The sequence below is a fragment of the Jannaschia sp. S6380 genome (genome assembly GCF_023015695.1).
Lineage (GTDB): Bacteria > Pseudomonadota > Alphaproteobacteria > Rhodobacterales > Rhodobacteraceae > Jannaschia.
Map to the genome: position 1 here is coordinate 27,767 of NZ_JALKAS010000001.1, position 15,771 is coordinate 43,537.

Annotated in this window: 13 protein-coding genes; 8 read left to right on the forward strand and 5 right to left on the reverse strand. The window is 65.6% G+C overall.

The features are described from left to right. Window positions 1-175 precede the first annotated feature (175 nt). From MWU52_RS00220 to MWU52_RS00235, 4 genes are all read left to right on the forward strand, one after another. On the forward strand, window positions 176-1,195 hold the full coding sequence (locus tag MWU52_RS00220; RefSeq protein ID WP_246947979.1) for an amino acid ABC transporter substrate-binding protein: 1,020 nt from the start codon (window positions 176-178) through the stop codon (window positions 1,193-1,195). Window positions 1,196-1,357: 162 nt separating this feature from the next. After that, window positions 1,358-2,587, forward strand: a complete 1,230-nt coding sequence (locus tag MWU52_RS00225; RefSeq protein ID WP_246947980.1) for an ABC transporter permease subunit — start codon at window positions 1,358-1,360, stop codon at window positions 2,585-2,587. A 2-nt stretch (window positions 2,588-2,589) separates the two neighbouring features. Beyond that, a complete protein-coding gene (locus MWU52_RS00230; protein WP_246947981.1) occupies window positions 2,590-3,888 on the forward strand; it encodes an amino acid ABC transporter permease in 1,299 nt (432 codons plus the stop codon). A 42-nt stretch (window positions 3,889-3,930) separates the two neighbouring features. After that, window positions 3,931-4,680 (forward strand): amino acid ABC transporter ATP-binding protein, encoded by a 750-nt coding sequence (locus MWU52_RS00235; RefSeq protein WP_246952699.1) that lies wholly within the window; start codon window positions 3,931-3,933, stop codon window positions 4,678-4,680. A gap of 423 nt (window positions 4,681-5,103) precedes the next feature. On the opposite strand, the gene MWU52_RS00240 is transcribed toward MWU52_RS00235, so the two are convergent. From MWU52_RS00240 to phaZ, 3 genes are all read right to left on the reverse strand, one after another. Further along, complete coding sequence (locus tag MWU52_RS00240; protein ID WP_281493965.1) at window positions 5,104-6,396, reverse strand: MFS transporter; 1,293 nt, start codon at window positions 6,394-6,396, stop codon at window positions 5,104-5,106. A gap of 137 nt (window positions 6,397-6,533) precedes the next feature. Further along, window positions 6,534-7,106 (reverse strand): DUF6151 family protein, encoded by a 573-nt coding sequence (locus tag MWU52_RS00245; RefSeq protein WP_246947984.1) that lies wholly within the window; start codon window positions 7,104-7,106, stop codon window positions 6,534-6,536. Then, window positions 7,106-8,428 carry a polyhydroxyalkanoate depolymerase gene (gene phaZ, locus MWU52_RS00250; RefSeq protein ID WP_246947987.1) on the reverse strand — a complete coding sequence of 441 codons (1,323 nt, stop codon included), beginning with the start codon at window positions 8,426-8,428 and terminating at the stop codon, window positions 7,106-7,108. The genes MWU52_RS00245 and phaZ overlap by 1 nt, the downstream gene beginning before the upstream one ends. A gap of 124 nt (window positions 8,429-8,552) precedes the next feature. Here phaZ and phaC point away from each other — a divergent pair, with 124 nt between their 5' ends. From phaC to phaR, 3 genes are all read left to right on the forward strand, one after another. After that, window positions 8,553-10,391 (forward strand): class I poly(R)-hydroxyalkanoic acid synthase, encoded by a 1,839-nt coding sequence (phaC, locus tag MWU52_RS00255; RefSeq protein WP_246947994.1) that lies wholly within the window; start codon window positions 8,553-8,555, stop codon window positions 10,389-10,391. 147 nt (window positions 10,392-10,538) lie between these two features. Further along, complete coding sequence (locus MWU52_RS00260) at window positions 10,539-10,985, forward strand: Phasin (RefSeq protein WP_246947997.1); 447 nt, start codon at window positions 10,539-10,541, stop codon at window positions 10,983-10,985. 115 nt (window positions 10,986-11,100) lie between these two features. Then, window positions 11,101-11,661, forward strand: coding sequence for a polyhydroxyalkanoate synthesis repressor PhaR (phaR, locus tag MWU52_RS00265; RefSeq protein ID WP_246948005.1), 561 nt, complete (start codon window positions 11,101-11,103; stop codon window positions 11,659-11,661). Window position 11,662: 1 nt separating this feature from the next. Here the strand turns inward: phaR and MWU52_RS00270 are convergent, their stop codons facing one another. Both MWU52_RS00270 and MWU52_RS00275 read right to left on the reverse strand, forming a co-directional pair. Then, window positions 11,663-12,895, reverse strand: coding sequence for a hypothetical protein (locus tag MWU52_RS00270; RefSeq protein WP_246948012.1), 1,233 nt, complete (start codon window positions 12,893-12,895; stop codon window positions 11,663-11,665). Between the two features lie 71 nt (window positions 12,896-12,966). Continuing rightward, window positions 12,967-14,337 carry an aminotransferase gene (locus tag MWU52_RS00275; protein ID WP_246948013.1) on the reverse strand — a complete coding sequence of 457 codons (1,371 nt, stop codon included), beginning with the start codon at window positions 14,335-14,337 and terminating at the stop codon, window positions 12,967-12,969. Window positions 14,338-14,503: 166 nt separating this feature from the next. Here MWU52_RS00275 and otnK point away from each other — a divergent pair, with 166 nt between their 5' ends. After that, complete coding sequence (otnK, locus tag MWU52_RS00280) at window positions 14,504-15,769, forward strand: 3-oxo-tetronate kinase (RefSeq protein ID WP_246948014.1); 1,266 nt, start codon at window positions 14,504-14,506, stop codon at window positions 15,767-15,769. The last annotated feature ends 2 nt before the right edge of the window (window positions 15,770-15,771 follow it).

Sequence of the window (15,771 nt, forward strand, 5' to 3'; positions counted from 1 at the left end):
GATCGGGTGATTCACGGGGAAACCGGCATCCTCCCTTGACGTTCGCGGTCCCATCTGGCCTGTTTCCGGGCAGTGAGGGGGATGAACATCCTCACGTCAAAACCAGCCGGTCCGGCACAACGGGTTCGGCGCCGCGCGTCGCAGAGACGCGGGGTTCATCAGGAAGAGGTAAACAATGAAGAATACTGTCCTTCTCGGCACGCTGGCGGTCGCCGGTCTGGCCGCCGCGGGTGCATCTGCCGCGACGCTGGACGACGTCAAGGCACGCGGCACGCTGAATTGCGGCGTGACCACGGGCGTCCCCGGCTTTGCCGAGCCCGATGCCGACGGCGTCTGGCAAGGTTTCGACGTGGCCGTCTGCCGCGCCGTCGCTGCGGCCGTTCTGGGTGATCCGAACGCCGTGACCTTCGTGCCGACCACCGGCAAGACGCGCTTCACCGCGCTCGCCTCGGGCGAGATCGACATGCTGGCCCGGAACACCACCTGGACCTTTTCGCGCGACACCGATCTCAAGTTCGATTTTGTCGGCGTGAACTACTACGACGGCCAGGGCTTCATGGTCCCCGCCGATCTGGGCGTGTCCTCGGCGACGGAACTGGACGGCGCGACCGTCTGCATCCAGACCGGCACCACGACCGAGCTGAACCTCGCGGACTTTTTCCGTGTGAACAACATGTCCTACGAGCCGGTGCCGATCGAAACGGGCGCAGAGGCCGTTCAACAGTATCTGGCCGGCGCTTGTGACGTGTACACGACCGACCGTTCGGCGCTCGCCGCGCAGCGCGCGGGCTTCGAGAACCCGGACGATCACGTGCTTCTGCCCGAGGTCGTCTCGAAGGAGCCGCTGGGCCCCCTCGTGCGTCACGGCGACAGCGAGTGGGCGGACATCGTCCGCTGGACGCTGAACGCGCTGATCTCGGCCGAGGAGCTGGGCGTGACCCAGGCCAACGTCGAGGAAATGGGGTCGGCCCCCGGCGACAACCCGGAGATCAACCGGATGCTCGGCACAGAGGGTGAACTGGGCGCGATGGTCGGCCTCGACGCCGATGCCTTCAAGAACGCGATCGCGGCCGGAGGCAACTACGGCGAGGTGTTCGACGGCAACATCGGCGATGGCACGGCCATCGGCCTGTCGCGCGGCCTCAACGCCCAATACACCGATGGTGGCCTGATCTACTCGCCGCCGTTCCGGTAAGACGACTAGGGGAAGGGCGCGGGCCACGGTCCGCGCCCTTCTTCGATCACGACAAACGATAAGCCCGCGGGAAGGGCTGGCCGTACGATACGCGGCCGCGACGGACGAGAAGGCGGAAACCGCCCTGTCCGGTAAACCCGACGGGACACGGGGAAAAGATAGATGACCACGATGACCGACCCGCCCAAGGCGGAAGGCTTCCGCATCGGGCAGCTGATCAACGACACGCGCTATCGATCCTACACCTTTCAGGTCATCGCGCTGGCCCTGATCGGCCTGGCCTTCTGGTGGTTGATCGGCAACGCGCTCGAAAACGAGCAGTTGCAGTCCAACGGCTTCAGCTACGATTTCATGTTCGCGCCCGCCGGCTACGACATCAACCAGCAGCCGATCCCCTATACCAGCCAGGACACCCATCTGCGCGCCACCGTCATCGGGGCGATCAACACGCTGATCGTCGCCTTTCTGGCTTGCGTCACGGCCACGATCTTCGGCGTGATCGCGGGGGTGCTGCGCCTGTCGAACAACTGGATCATCTCCAAGCTGATGGCCGTCTATGTCGAGATGTTCCGCAACATCCCGGTACTGATCTGGATCATCATCATCTTCACCGTCGCGGCGAACACGTTCCCGCCGATCTCGGAATTCCGGCTTCCGCGCGACGGGACCGACCCCGAACGCGGCTTGCTGTTCGGCATGTTCGCGGCGACCAACCAGGGCGTGTTCGTGCCTCGCCTCGTCTTTCAGGACCTGGGCTGGGTCGTCGCCGCGGTTTTCCTCGCCTCGATCGCCGGGGTCTTCGGATGGCGCGCCCATGCCCGCAGGAAGCTCTATGACGAGGGCCGGGTCGTGCCGGTCCTATGGCCGGCGCTCGCGATCCTGATCGTGCCGACGGTGATCGCCTATTTCCTCCTCGGGGCGCCGATCTCGATCGAGAACCCGGCCATGGGCCGCTTCCGCTTCGAGGGCGGGTTCCTGCTCCGCCCGTCGCTGATCGCGCTCTGGTTCGCGCTGTCGATCTACACCGGCGCCTTCATCGCCGAGAACGTGCGCGCGGGCATTCTCGCCATCAGCCGCGGCCAGACCGAGGCGGCCGCCGCACTGGGCCTGCGTCCCGGACGCATCATGTCGCTGGTGGTGCTGCCGCAGGCGCTGCGGGTCATCATCCCGCCGCTGATCTCGCAATACCTCAACATCACCAAGAACACCTCGCTGGCCATCGCCGTGGGCTACATGGACCTGACGGGCACGCTGGGGGGCATCACGCTGAACCAGACCGGTCGGGCGCTGGAATGCATCCTTCTGCTGATGCTGTTCTATCTGACCTTCAGCCTCGTCATCTCGGCGATCATGAACGTCTACAACAACTCCGTCCGCCTGAAGGAGCGCTGAGCATGAGCGACACGCACGCCCAGTCCGTCGCCTTCGTCCGCGAAAGCGAGATTCCCCCGGCTCCGCCCCCCGCGGCCGGGACCGGTGCACTCCTGTGGGTTCGCAAGAACCTGTTCTCGGGGCCGTTCAATACGATCATGACCATCCTAGGGCTCCTGATCGTCTTCTACCTCCTCTCCGGGCTGATCCCCTGGATCCTGAACGGGACGTGGGAGGGCGGTGACATCCGCGAATGCCGCGAACAGCTGCAGGGCAATGGCGGCGGCTGCTTCGCCGTCATCGCCGAGCGCTGGCCGCAGCTTCTGTTCGGCTTCCAGTATCCGGACTACCTGCGCTGGCGCCCCACCGTGGCGTTCCTTCTGTTGTTCCTCGCCGTGCCCCCGGCGCTCTTCGTGATGTTCCTGCCGCGTTGGACCTTGGTCGCAACGGCACTTTATCCGTTCGTCGCGTATTGGCTGATCTGGGGTGGAACGGCCCTGGCGCCCATCTTCGCGGCCGTGGGCCTATTGGTCGGCTACCTCGTCTTCTCGCGCGTCGAGAAGCGGGGTTTCGTGCAGGGCCTCGCCGCCGGCATCGTCGCGGCCGTCGCGGTCTGGTGGGTCGGCGGAACCATCGCCGAGGAATTCAGCCGCACCCTTCGCCTCGAGGCGGTTGAGAGCCGTTCGATGGGGGGGTTCATGCTCAACATGATCCTGGGCATCGTCTGCGTCTCGCTGTCGATCCCCCTGGGCATCCTGCTCGCGCTCGGCCGCCAGTCGCGCCTGCCGATCGTCAAGGGGTTCTGCGTCGTCTTCATCGAGTTCGTCCGCGGCGTGCCGCTGATCACGCTGCTCTTCGTGGCGAACGTGGTGCTGGCCTATTTCCTGCCGCCGGACGCGAATTTCGACCTTATCATCCGGGTGATCATCATGATCACGATGTTCTCCTCGGCCTATATCGCCGAGGTCATCCGGGGCGGGCTCGCCGCCCTGCCCAAGGGGCAGTACGAGGCCGGGGACAGCCTGGGTCTCGACTATGCGCAGTCCATGCGGCTCATCATCCTGCCGCAGGCACTCAAGATCTCGATCCCGGGCATCGTCAACGTGGCGGTGGGCCTGTTCAAGGACACGACGCTGGTCTCGGTCATCTCGATGTTCGACCTGGTGGGCATGATCCGCGGGCCGATCCTGTCCTCGACCGACTGGGCCGGCGTCTATTGGGAGTTGTGGGCCGCGGCCTGTGTGCTGTTCTTCGTGGTCTGCTACGGCATTTCGCAATACTCGCAATGGCTCGAACGCCAGCTGCGCACCGATCACCGCTGAGGGAAAACTGACATGGCAATGATGGACACCAACCCTGGCGGGATGACGATCTCCGACGAGATCGCCATCGAGATCAAGAACATGAACAAGTGGTACGGCTCGTTCCACGTGCTGCGCGACATCGACCTGACGGTGCAGCGGGGCGAGCGGATCGTGATCTGCGGGCCGTCCGGCTCGGGCAAGTCGACGCTGATCCGCTGCATCAACGCGCTGGAGGAGCATCAGCAGGGTTCGATCGTCGTCGATGGGACGCCGCTGTCGTCGGACCTCAAGAACATCGACAAGATCCGGTCCGAGGTCGGTATGTGCTTCCAGCACTTCAACCTCTTCCCGCATCTGACGATCATGGAGAACTGCACCCTCGCGCCGATCTGGGTCCGCAAGATCCCGAAGAAGGAGGCCGAGGAGACCGCGATGTTCTTCCTCGAGAAGGTCAAGATCCCGGAGCAGGCGGACAAGTATCCCGGCCAGCTCTCGGGCGGACAGCAGCAGCGGGTGGCCATCGCGCGGAGCCTTTGCATGCGCCCGCGGATCATGCTGTTCGACGAACCGACCTCGGCGCTCGATCCCGAGATGATCAAGGAGGTGTTGGACACGATGATCCAGCTCGCCGAGGAGGGGATGACCATGCTCTGCGTGACCCACGAGATGGGCTTCGCGCGGCAGGTGGCGAACCGGGTCATCTTCATGGATGCCGGCCAGATCGTGGAGCAGAACGAGCCGGAGCCGTTCTTCCAGAACCCGCAGAACGAACGCACCAAGCTGTTCCTGAGCCAGATCCTGGGTCACTGACATCGGAGAGTCGGAGGGCGTTCGCAGCCCTGTTACAGACTTTTCTCGCACCGGGCGTCGGAAGGCGCCCGGTGCCTTGTTTAACAGGGCGAAACGGACGCCACCCCCTGTGCACCCCGCGTGCACCCCCTGTGCATACGGTCGGTGCGTCTTGTAGGTTTGTTAACAGGTTGGGGATACGATCGCCTGTCCGCCGCGCATGTCGCCCGCAACGATCTCTGGCGTTCCCGTCTTGTAGATGCGGGCGATCTCGTACTGCTGGATTGATGCCGTGCAGTACGGCTGCGGCTTTGGTCGGCCGGCCGAAACCAGGAAATAGGTGAAGCCGTGCGCGTGGCGAGGGGCTTGGACGAGTCTGGTTTCAGATGGGGTGCAAGGTCAGCCACGAGCCCACATCAACCCATGCTGCGTGACGCGGGAGCGTCAGCTATCGGTTTCAGCGATTAACCTTTTGAACAACACCAAGGTCAGCATCGCAGCAATAGAGAGAAACGCCGCACCCACAATCCATGCGATAGGTGTGGAGTAGATCTCGGCGAGGAGTCCGGCCAACACAAGACCCAGCGCAGCGCCCAACTGTTGTATCAGCGACCTCAGAGACAGCATGGTCGACCGCTGACGGTCTCCTACGCAACGATGCAGAATGCTGCTGGCTGGTGTTTCGCTGATGCCAAGGAACACGGAATACAGGATAAAGACGGCCACGAAGCCGATGATATTGCCCTGTAATGCCAATCCGATCTGAACAGCTGCCAAGCCGGCAAAAGTCGCCGCAAGCGTCAGTGCGTGCTGCCGCCTGAAAATCCGGTTGACGTACGGAGACAGAAACGCGCCAAAGGCGATGGAGAAGAAATAGGTCGCAGTCACCGTACCAATGACGGTGTTTGCATAGCCTTCGTCCAGCATGGGCTTTGCGTGGGTTGGCCAGACCACCTCGACCGGGTTGGTCGCCATCAAGACGAACGCCAGCGCTGCCAAGAGGACGGATAAGGTGGGGTGCTTCAGAGCAAGGAGGCCCGCGTCCCTGACCACCGACGGAACGTTTGCAAACCCCTGTCCGAGTGCACCGGGGTCCACCGAACGTGGTTTTTCGACAATGGCCAACATCGTGAAAACAAGCACGCCCAGCATCACGCCGAAGCTTGCCGCATAGGACACATCATAGATACTGAACCCGAGGCTTTCCGCGACCGAGCCGAAAATATCGGGCAAAAGACCTCCGATGACGGCGCCAATTGCCAACCCCACGGCATTGGCCCACTGCGCTTTGGCCAGTGCAGGTTGCACATCCACATTTGGCGCGGCGGCCTTGAAAGTTTCGACAAACCACGCATCAAGCGTTCCTGACCTGAGCGCCCGTCCAAAACCGATGAACGCAAATGAAAGTGCGAGAACTTGGAAATCGCTGGATGAGAGAAAGAGCGCGAGCGAAATCAAGCTGGCGACGACTGCTGTCAGAAAGACGGGCTTGCGTCCGATACTGTCTGCCAAGCCGCCGAAAGGCAGCTCCATCGCCATGGTCGTGAGCGAGTAGACCCCGAAGAGAAGCGAGATTTGAAAGAGGTCCATGCCTCGGTCGGCTAACGCCAGCGCAACGACGGCAACCGTCAAACCCATCGCGAAACGATCAAGAAACTGGTGTATCTGAAACACCCGAATGTGCCGTTGCGTCGAACCGGTCAGCGCAGCGAAGGAAAACTCTGTTTCGGTTGCCATGCCTGCAACATCGACGTTGCCGCCATCATGCACAACGCCTCAGAGGAATTGGCATCTAGTCGGCGCAAGCCAGGGCGGCCGTCCGAACGAGCGCCGCAAAGGGTCGCTCCGTCCCCGCACGGCAGCCGCGCCAACCGCTACCCACCAACACCCATCAGCGCGGCGGCGCGCTGTTCGCGCGTCAGGACCTGCGGTGAGACTGTCGGGGTGCCCGCGTCGTCGAAGAAGGGCGTGTCCCGCCAGTCGCCGTTCAGGTTCTTGGCCACCATGCGCGAGACCATTCCGCCGACCATGCGGGCCGTTCCCTTGTGGCGTTGCTTGCCGCCGGGGGCGGGAATGAATGCCTCGGCCACGACCGGGCCCGCGTCGTCGGGCGTGTCGAGGCGGTCGGCATTGACGCCGACATGGACCAGCCGGGCCTTGAGCGGGGTGAAGAACAGCGGCGTGTCGCAGCAGGTCGCGTACCAACGGAGCGCGCCACGAGGCGTGTGGCGGAATACGCGCAGCTTCTCGCCGCCCTGGGTGATCTTTACGCGGTCCTGCGTCGTCTGCAGGATCCCGACCTTTTCGGGGTCGGCGAGGCCCAGATGCGTATAGGCCGCCCGGCAGTCGTGGCAATGGCAGATGATATGGGTGTAGGCGGCGGGCGAGACGTCGGCGATCTCGCCCCGGAGCGTGCCACAGGTGCAGGCGAAGCCCAGCGAGGGCATCAGACTGCGATCCGGCCGTCGCCCAGAGCTTCGGGCGCGGGGGTGGCGGCGGCGCGTCGGCCCCGGCGGCGTTTGGGCGCGGCATCGGCATCGTCGGAATTGGCGTCGATGAAGTCGAGCACCAACGGCCGGATGTTGCGCCGCCAGGAACCGCCGGCGAAGATACCGTAATGGCCCGCCTCGGGTTCGAGGTAGCTGGCCTTCTTGGCGTCGGGCAGCCCGGTCAGCAGGTCGAGCGCCGCGACGCATTGGCCCGGGGCCGAGATGTCGTCCTTGCCGCCCTCCACCGTCTTGACCGCGACGGAGGTGATCTTGCCGATATCGACCTGGTGGCCGTCGACGATGAAGCGGTTTTGCGCGATCTCGAGGCCCTTGAAGACGCGCTCCACCGTGGAGAGGTAGAATTCGGCGGTCATGTCCATAACCGCCAGGTATTCGTCGTAGAACCGGTTGTGCCTGTCGTGGTCGGAGGCGGCGCCACGGGCGACGGCCATGATCTGGTCGCGGAAGGCGCGGCCATGCGTCTCGGCGTTCATGGAGATGAAGGACGATAGCTGCAGCAGGCCGGGATAGACCATGCGGCCCACGCCCGGGTACTGGAAGCCGACGCGCTGGATCATCGACTGCTCCAGCTGGCCCATGGTCACGCGGCGGCCGAAATCGGTGACGTCGGTGGCGGCGGCATCCGGGTCGATCGGGCCGCCGATCAACGTCAGCGTGCGCGGCTGCGCGGCGGGGTCGCGTTCGGCCAGGAGCGCGGTCGCCGCCAGCGTCAGCGGCGCGGGCTGGCACACGGCGATGACGTTCAGGTCGGCGCCCAGGTGTTTCATGAAGTCGGCGAGGTAGAGGGTGTAATCCTCGACGTCGAACTTGCCGGCGCTGACGGGGATGTCGCGGGCATTGTGCCAGTCGGTGATCCAGACGTCGGCATCGGGTAGGAGCGAGGCGACCGTGGAGCGCAGGAGCGTGGCGTAGTGGCCGGACATCGGGGCGACCAGCAGGATGCGCCGGGTCCGGGGCGGGCGGCCAGAGACCGAGAAGCGGACGAGGTCGCCGAAGGGGCGGCTGATCTCGACCTCGGGCTCGACGAGCATGTCGTGGCCCTCGTGGGCGGTGATGGGCGGGATGTTCCAGTCGGGCTTGACCACCATGCGGGCGAAGCTGCGCTCGGTGACCTCGCCCCAGGCGGCGAGCATCTTGAACATCGGGTTGGGCACCATCGCGGTGGCGGGATAGCTGGCCCAGGTGCGGGCCGTCGCCCCCAGCCAGGCATTGGTGTTACGGGCGGCTTCCATCATGTCGTAGGCGGCCATGTATCGCATCGTCGAACCCCTTCGTCTGCGGGCGGCGCCGGTTGGATCCGGCAGGCCCTGTTCTCCGGCCACGCATCGCGTATGGTGGGGGAACGCAGTTAGCAGTTGCAGCACGATCGCGGGAAGGCAAGGCATGAGCGCAGAGGATCACGCGAACGGAACGGCCAGTGATCGGGCGGACACGGCTGCCGAGGCCGCGGCGCTGGAGCGTCTGAACGCGAACCTGGTGCGCATGGACGAGCTGACGAAACGGCTCGTCGCGGCGTTGTCGCAACGGCGCGGGGCCGATCACGGACTGCAGGGGCCGGGGGTCGATCTCTATGCCAAGGCGATGGCCGCCTACTGGGCCGAGATGGCCAGCAACCCCGGCAAGCTGTTCGAGCAGCAGGTCGGATATTGGGGGCAGGCGCTGCGGCACGCGATGGAGGCGCAGACGGCGCTGGCCAGCGGCAAGCCGGTGCCCGCGCCAGACGACCAGCCCAAGGACCGGCGTTTTGCGAACCCGCTGTGGCAGGAGCATCCGTACTACAACTTCCTCAAGCAGCAGTACCAGATAAGCGCCTCGGCCATCCGCGACACGGTGGCGGGGCTGGAGGGGCTGGAGGCGGCCGACAAGCGGCGGGTGGAGTTTTTCAGCCAGCAGATCGTGGATCTGTTCGCGCCCACGAACTTTCTGGCGACCAACCCTGAGGCGATGCAGAAAGCGGTCGAGACCGAGGGCGACAGCCTGGTAAAGGGGCTGGAGAACCTCGTGCGCGACATCGAGGCCAACCAGGGCGACTGGCTGGTCACGCTGTCGGACCCCGACGCATTCCAGATCGGCGGCAACATCGCCACGACCGAGGGCAGCGTGGTCTATCGTAACCGGATGTTCGAACTGATCCAGTATGCGCCGACGACCGAAAAGGTGCGCGCTGTGCCGGTCGTACTGTTCCCGCCCTGGATCAATAAATTCTACATTCTGGACCTGAAACCGCAGAACAGCCTGATCAAATGGATCGTCGATCAGGGATACACGCTGTTCGTGGTCAGCTGGGTGAACCCGGACGCGTCCCATTCAGACGTGGATTTCGGCACCTATGTCGACGAGGGGTTCCTGACGGCGATCGACACCGTGAAGGCGATCACCGGGCAGTCCCAGGTCAACGCCATCGGATACTGCATCGCCGGCACGACGCTGGCGGCCACGCTGGCGCTGATGTCGCGGCGGGGTGACGAGTCGGTCCGCTCGGCCACGTTCTTCACCACGCTGGCCGATTTCGAGGACCCGGGCGAGATGGGCGTGTTCCTCGGCGAGGATTTCGTCGAGGGCATCGCCCGCGAAAGCGCGGCCAAGGGCTATCTGGACAAGTTCTTCATGGGGCGGACGTTCAGCTATCTGCGCTCGAACGACCTGGTCTATGGGCCGGCGATCAGATCCTACATGCTGGGCGAGGCACCGCCGGCCTTCGACCTGCTCTACTGGAACGGTGACGGGACGAACCTGCCTGGCCCGATGGTGACGGAATACCTGCGCCGCTTATGCAACGACAACGAGCTGGCCACGACCGGGTTCGACCTGCTGGGCGAGGCGGGGCTGACGCTGGCCGACGTGCAGGTGCCGCTTTGCGACATTGCCTGCGAGACGGATCACATCGCGCATTGGCGCGGTGCCTGGCAGACCGCCCGCAAGTTCGGAGCGAAGGACAAGACCTTCATCCTTTCGCAGTCCGGGCATATCGCGGGGATCGTGAACCCGCCGTCGAAGAAGAAGTACGGCCATTATACGAACGACGACATGAAGCTCGCGACGCCCGAGGACTGGTTCGCGGGCGCCATCTTCCACGAAGGATCCTGGTGGCCCCGGTGGGAGGAGTGGCTTCGCGGGCGGTCGGGCCGACAGGTGGCTGCGCGCGCGCCGGGTGGACCCGATCATCCTGTCCTGCAGGCCGCGCCGGGCAGCTATGTGCTTCCGAAGGGCCGCGCCGCCTGACACTGACCCAGGGGAAAGAATTTTTGCTGCAGTGCAGAAATCGGGGTTGCAATGCCGCGGTGCAGCATCTATTTCACTCTCAGCCGCTGAGGAGCCGGCCCGATGGTCGGGCAGACCTCGCGACGATGAGACAAACGGAGAGATACCATGACCAACCCGCAAGACTTCACCAAGTACATGTCCGACATGATGGGCTCGTTCCCCGTCGACACCTCGGCCATGAGCGAAGCGTTCAAGACCCAGGCCGCCTTCGCCGAGAAGCTGAGCCGCGTCGCGCTGAACGCAGCCGAGCAGTCGGCCGAGATCAGCCACAAGTGGACCCGTGAGACCCTGACCAAGATGGGCCCCGTTGCGCAGGTCAAGGACGAGCCGGCCGACTACGCCAAGTCCGTCACCGATTTCGCCTCGGCCTCGGCCGAAGTCGCCGCCGAGAACATGGCCGCCTTCGCCGAAGTCGCCAAGAAGGTGCAGATGGAAACCGTCGAGCTGATGATGGCCGCCGGCAAGGAAGCGCAGGAAGATGCGACCGCCGCCGTCAAGAAGGCGACCGCCGACGCGACCACGGCCACCAAGAAGGCCGCGACCGCCAAGTAAGGTCGGGACCGTTCAGGTTCGGGGCGGGGCGCCATGGGGCGCCCCGCCCCTTTTCGTTTGCGCTTTCCCTCTGCGGCGTTACGCTTCCGCTGCACCGCAACAAGAGGGATCGGACATGCCGGACGAATCGAAGCCGCTGCTGGTCAAGCGCTACGCGAGCCGCAGGCTCTACAACACCGAGACAAGCGACTACGTGACGCTCGAGGACATCGCGGGGTTCATCCGCGCGGGGCGCGAGGTTCAGATCGTCGACCTGAAGTCCGGCGACGACCTGACGCGCTCCTACCTGCTGCAGATCATCGCGGAGCACGAATCCAAGGGCGAGTCGGTGCTGCCGCTGGGGGTGCTGACCGATCTGGTGCGGTCCTATACCGGCGCGGCGCAATCCGTGGTGCCGGAATTCCTGGCGTCGAGCTTCGAGGTGCTGCGCTCGGGTCAGTCGAAGATGGTGGAGAACATGACGGCCATGAACCCGATGGCGCAGATGCCGGGGTTCAAGGCCATGCAGGAGCAGCAGGCCGCGTTCTTCAAGGCGATGACCGGCGGCTGGAAGGCCCCGGAGGAAGCGTCCGACTCCCCGCCGCAGCCCACCGAAGGCCAGTCGCGCGAGGAACTGGACGCGATCCGCAAGCAGCTGGCCGAGATGCAGGCCATGCTGTCGCGGATGAACAAGTAGGCTAGCGCGCCGGGACGTAGCGTTCCATCAACAGGCGCACCGGCGCGCGGGCGTTGCCGTCGACCAGCCGCAGGGCCAGCGTGTAATCGCCCGGCAGCAGACGCATGGCGAGGAAGCTGTCCAGCCCGTCGGGGCCGTCGTCGTTCATGCCGATCTGCCGGCCGACGCGGTCGAACAGGGTGACGACCGGATCGGCCCCATCGCCGATCGCTTCCACCAGCAGCAGGCCGCCTTCGGGCAGGTGGACCCGGAACCACTGCGCCGCACCGGAGGCGCGCACTTCGTGCAGCAGCGTCGCATCGAGCGTGCCCAGATCGGTGATCGCGACGTCGTCGTCCGCGGTGGGCGCGAACTCCGCCATGTCCAGTCGTCGCGCGCGATCGTCGGCGGGGTCGAAAGGGGCAAGGGTCACGGTAACGTCGTTGCCGGCGCCGTTCAGGTCCTCGACCTCGACGCAGTATTCGCCGGCCGGCACGGGGTCCGCCATGTCGATGCGGGCGTTCAGGCCGTCATAGTCGTCGTTTTCGTTCAAGATCTGGCCGTCGCCCCCGACCAGCCGGATCAGCGGATCGCCAGCCTGGCTGGTGGCGATGATCGAAAGCGGGTGCGCCTCGGCGAGGGTGAAATCGTAGGCCGGAACGCCTGCGGTCGTGGCCGTGGCCGAGGGCTGCGCCTCAAGTCCGGCGGCATCGAGATCGTCTGCCAGACGTGCCGTGCCCGCCCCGAAGCAGCCCGCACCGCTGCCCGTCACGGGGGCGGTGGCGGGCGGGGATGCGGGCACCGGGTCGGGCCCGAATTCGTGATCCGCGCGACCGATCACCGCGGCCACGTCGGTGACGCCGGAATCGTAGCTGCGCGCCGCCAGACAATAGGTGCCGGCACCGAGCATGGTCTGGACACGGCTGCCGAAGTTGGACCCGGAATCGTCATCGGCGGCCACCTCGGCGCCCTCCGCGTCATAGACCGCGATATAGGGGTCGCCCGCCGGCAGGGCATCGACATCGATGCGGATCTCGGCCGGGGCCGACAGCGTGAACATGCGGACCAGGTGCCCGGCGATGGGAACCTGGCCCTCCATCTCGAACGGCGCGTCGGCGGTGGCCACGTCGGACGCATCTTCGGCGCCGCCGGCCCATTCGCCCACCAGGCTGATACCGCCGCAAATCGATTCCTGCGCGAGGGCAGGGGTGACGGCCAGGAAAAGCAGGCCGGAAAGGGCAAGAAGACGCGTCATCGAAAATCCTGTGTGTCGGGGCATTGCGGGAGTGGTAGGCGACGGCGGCCGCAGGTCCAAGGACCGGCCCATCAGGCGATCTCCGCGAAGACCTGATCGAGCGCGGCGGAGAGCTTGTCGAACATCTCGTCCATCTGCGCGTCGTTCATGATGAAGGGCGGGCAGAGGACGATGGACTGGCCCAACGGGCGGCAGATCAACCCGTGATCGGTGCAGGTGTTGGCGATGCGCTCGCTGACCGAAAGATCGCTCTCGAACGGGGTCTTGGTCGATTTGTCGCGCACCGCCTCCAATGCGCCCATCAGGCCGCGGCCGCGCCACTCGCCGATATGGTCATGTTGGGCGAGCTTGGCCAAACCGGCTTCGAACCGCGGGATGATGCGGTTGACGTTGTTCAGCAGGCCACCATTCAGCACGAGGTCGATCGCGGCAAGGGCCACGGCGCAGCCGACCGGGTGGCCGGAGGCGGTGAAGCCATGGGGGAATTCCTCGATCGCCTGGGTCGCGCGCTGCAGGCGGTCCGACAGGTCGGGGCCCAGGATGACGGCCCCCATGGGGAAATAGCCGGCGGTCAGGGCCTTGCTGCTGATGATGGCGTCGGGGACGAAGCCATAGCTTTCGCAGCCCCAGACGGCGCCGGTGCGGCCGAACCCGGTGATGACCTCGTCGGCGATGACGGGGATGCCGTGCGCGCGCAGGACGGGCAGGATCGCGTCGAAATAGCCGTCCACCGGGGGGATCACGCCGCCCGCGCCCTGCACCGGCTCGGCAAAGAAGCCGGCGATGGTGTCGGCGCCTTCGTTCGCGATCAACTCCTCGAGTTCGGCCACGAGGCGGTTCAGGAAGTCCGCCTCACTCTCGCCCGGCAGCCCCTCGCGCCAGTAATGCGGACACGTCAGGTGCAGGAATCCGGGCAAGGGCAGGCCGAACACCGAATTGTACGGCTTGCCCGTCATCGACGCGCTGACGGCGGTGACGCCGTGATAGGCATTGCCCCGCGTGACGATCTTGCGGGCCTGCGGCCGACCTTCGGCGGCATGCAGGAACCACAGCATCTTGACCATGGTGTCGTTCGCTTCGGACCCCGAATTGGTATAGAAGACACGCCCCTGGTCGAAGGGCGAGACGTGGATCAGCGTCTCGGACAGCATGACGGCCTGATCGGACATGCGCCCGAAGAAGGCGTGGTAGCCTGGGAAGCGGGCGTATTGATCCTGCGCCGCGCGGGTGAGGTCTGGATGGTCGAAACCCGCGACCATGTTCCACAGGCCCGAATTGGCGTCGAGATAGCGCCGCCCCTCGGTATCGATGACGTAGGGCCCCTCGCCATGGGTCAGCACGACGGTGCCGCGCGCCTCGATCGACGGCAGATCGGTGAAGCCGAAGAAGCTGTGTGCCTTGGCGCGGGCGTCCCAGGAATTGGGAAGGGTGGTATCGGGCATGTCGGACCTCTGGGAGTATCGGGCGAAGGCTACGCCTGCCGGGCGCCCGCGTCCATCGGGCGCGGCCTTCCTGCATCACCCGCCGCGCAAAAAGACCGGCTGCCCCGGCGGGATCCTTTCGCGGCCACGGACCCGCGGGGCACAGTGACGGCGGGGGTTGCATGCCATGAGCGGAACATTCTTCGGCGCCATCGCGGACGATTTCACCGGCGCCACCGACCTGGCCGCGATGCTGTCGCGGGCCGGTGTGCCCGTGACGTTGCGGATCGGCGTGCCCAAGGGGCCGGAAACCGCCACTGCGTTCGAGGTGGTCGCCCTGAAGATACGGACCATCCCGCCCGAGGATGCGGTGGCCGAGGCGCGCGCGGCGTTGAAATGGCTGCGCGGCCAGGGCGCGCGGCGGATATTCTGGAAGTACTGCTCTACTTTCGACAGCACGCCGCGCGGAAATATCGGCCCGGTCGCCGACGCGCTGATGTCCGATCTGGATGTCGACCGCACCGTGCATTGCCCGGCCTTCCCCGAGAACGGGCGCCGGGTCTTCATGGGCAACCTGTTCGTCGGCGATCAGCCGCTGGACGAAAGCCCGATGAAGGATCATCCGCTGACGCCGATGCGGGACGCCGATCTGCAGCGCCTTCTGCAACCACAGGTGCAGCGGCAGACCGGCCTGATCGCGTTTCCCACGGTCCGCGCCGGGGCCGGAGCGATCCGGGACGCGATCGCACGGCAGGCCGGCCATGTCGTGGTCGACGCGGTCGAGGATGCCGATCTGGATGTCATCGCTGCGGCCATCTCGGACATGGAGCTTGTTTGTGGCGGGTCCGCGGTCGCGCGGCCCCTGCCGGCGCTCTGGGCCGAGGCCGGAGAGCTGAACCGGGGCGAGAACGAACCTGCGCCGGATGTCTCGCCCGGGCGGATCGTGCTGTCGGGGTCGTGCTCGGCCATGACGCGGGCGCAGGTGGGGGCCTATCTCGACGCGGGCGCCATCGGATACCGGCTGGACCCGCGCGACCTGGCCCAGGACGGCGTTCGGGACGCGCGCGCCTGGCTGGCCGCGCAGGACCCGGAGGCCGACAAGATCGTCTTTGCAACCGCCGAACCCAAGGTGGTGCAGGCCGCGCAGGAGGCATTGGGCGTGACGCGGGCCGGCACGCTGGTCGAGGAGGCGATGGCCGTGCTGGCGCAGGACGCCCGCGCGATGGGCATCGGCCGGATCGTGGTCGCGGGTGGTGAGACCTCGGGCGCGGTGACGCGGGCGCTGGATGTCGACCGGCTGCGTATCGGTCCCGAGATCGCGCCGGGGGTGCCCTGGTGTTTTGCCGGCAACGGATCCGCGTTGGCGCTGAAGTCGGGGAATTTTGGTGCGGCGACATTCTTCGCCGATGCCTTTTCCCTGCTGGACAAGGGGGCTGCCGTCGCCGCGCGCTGACG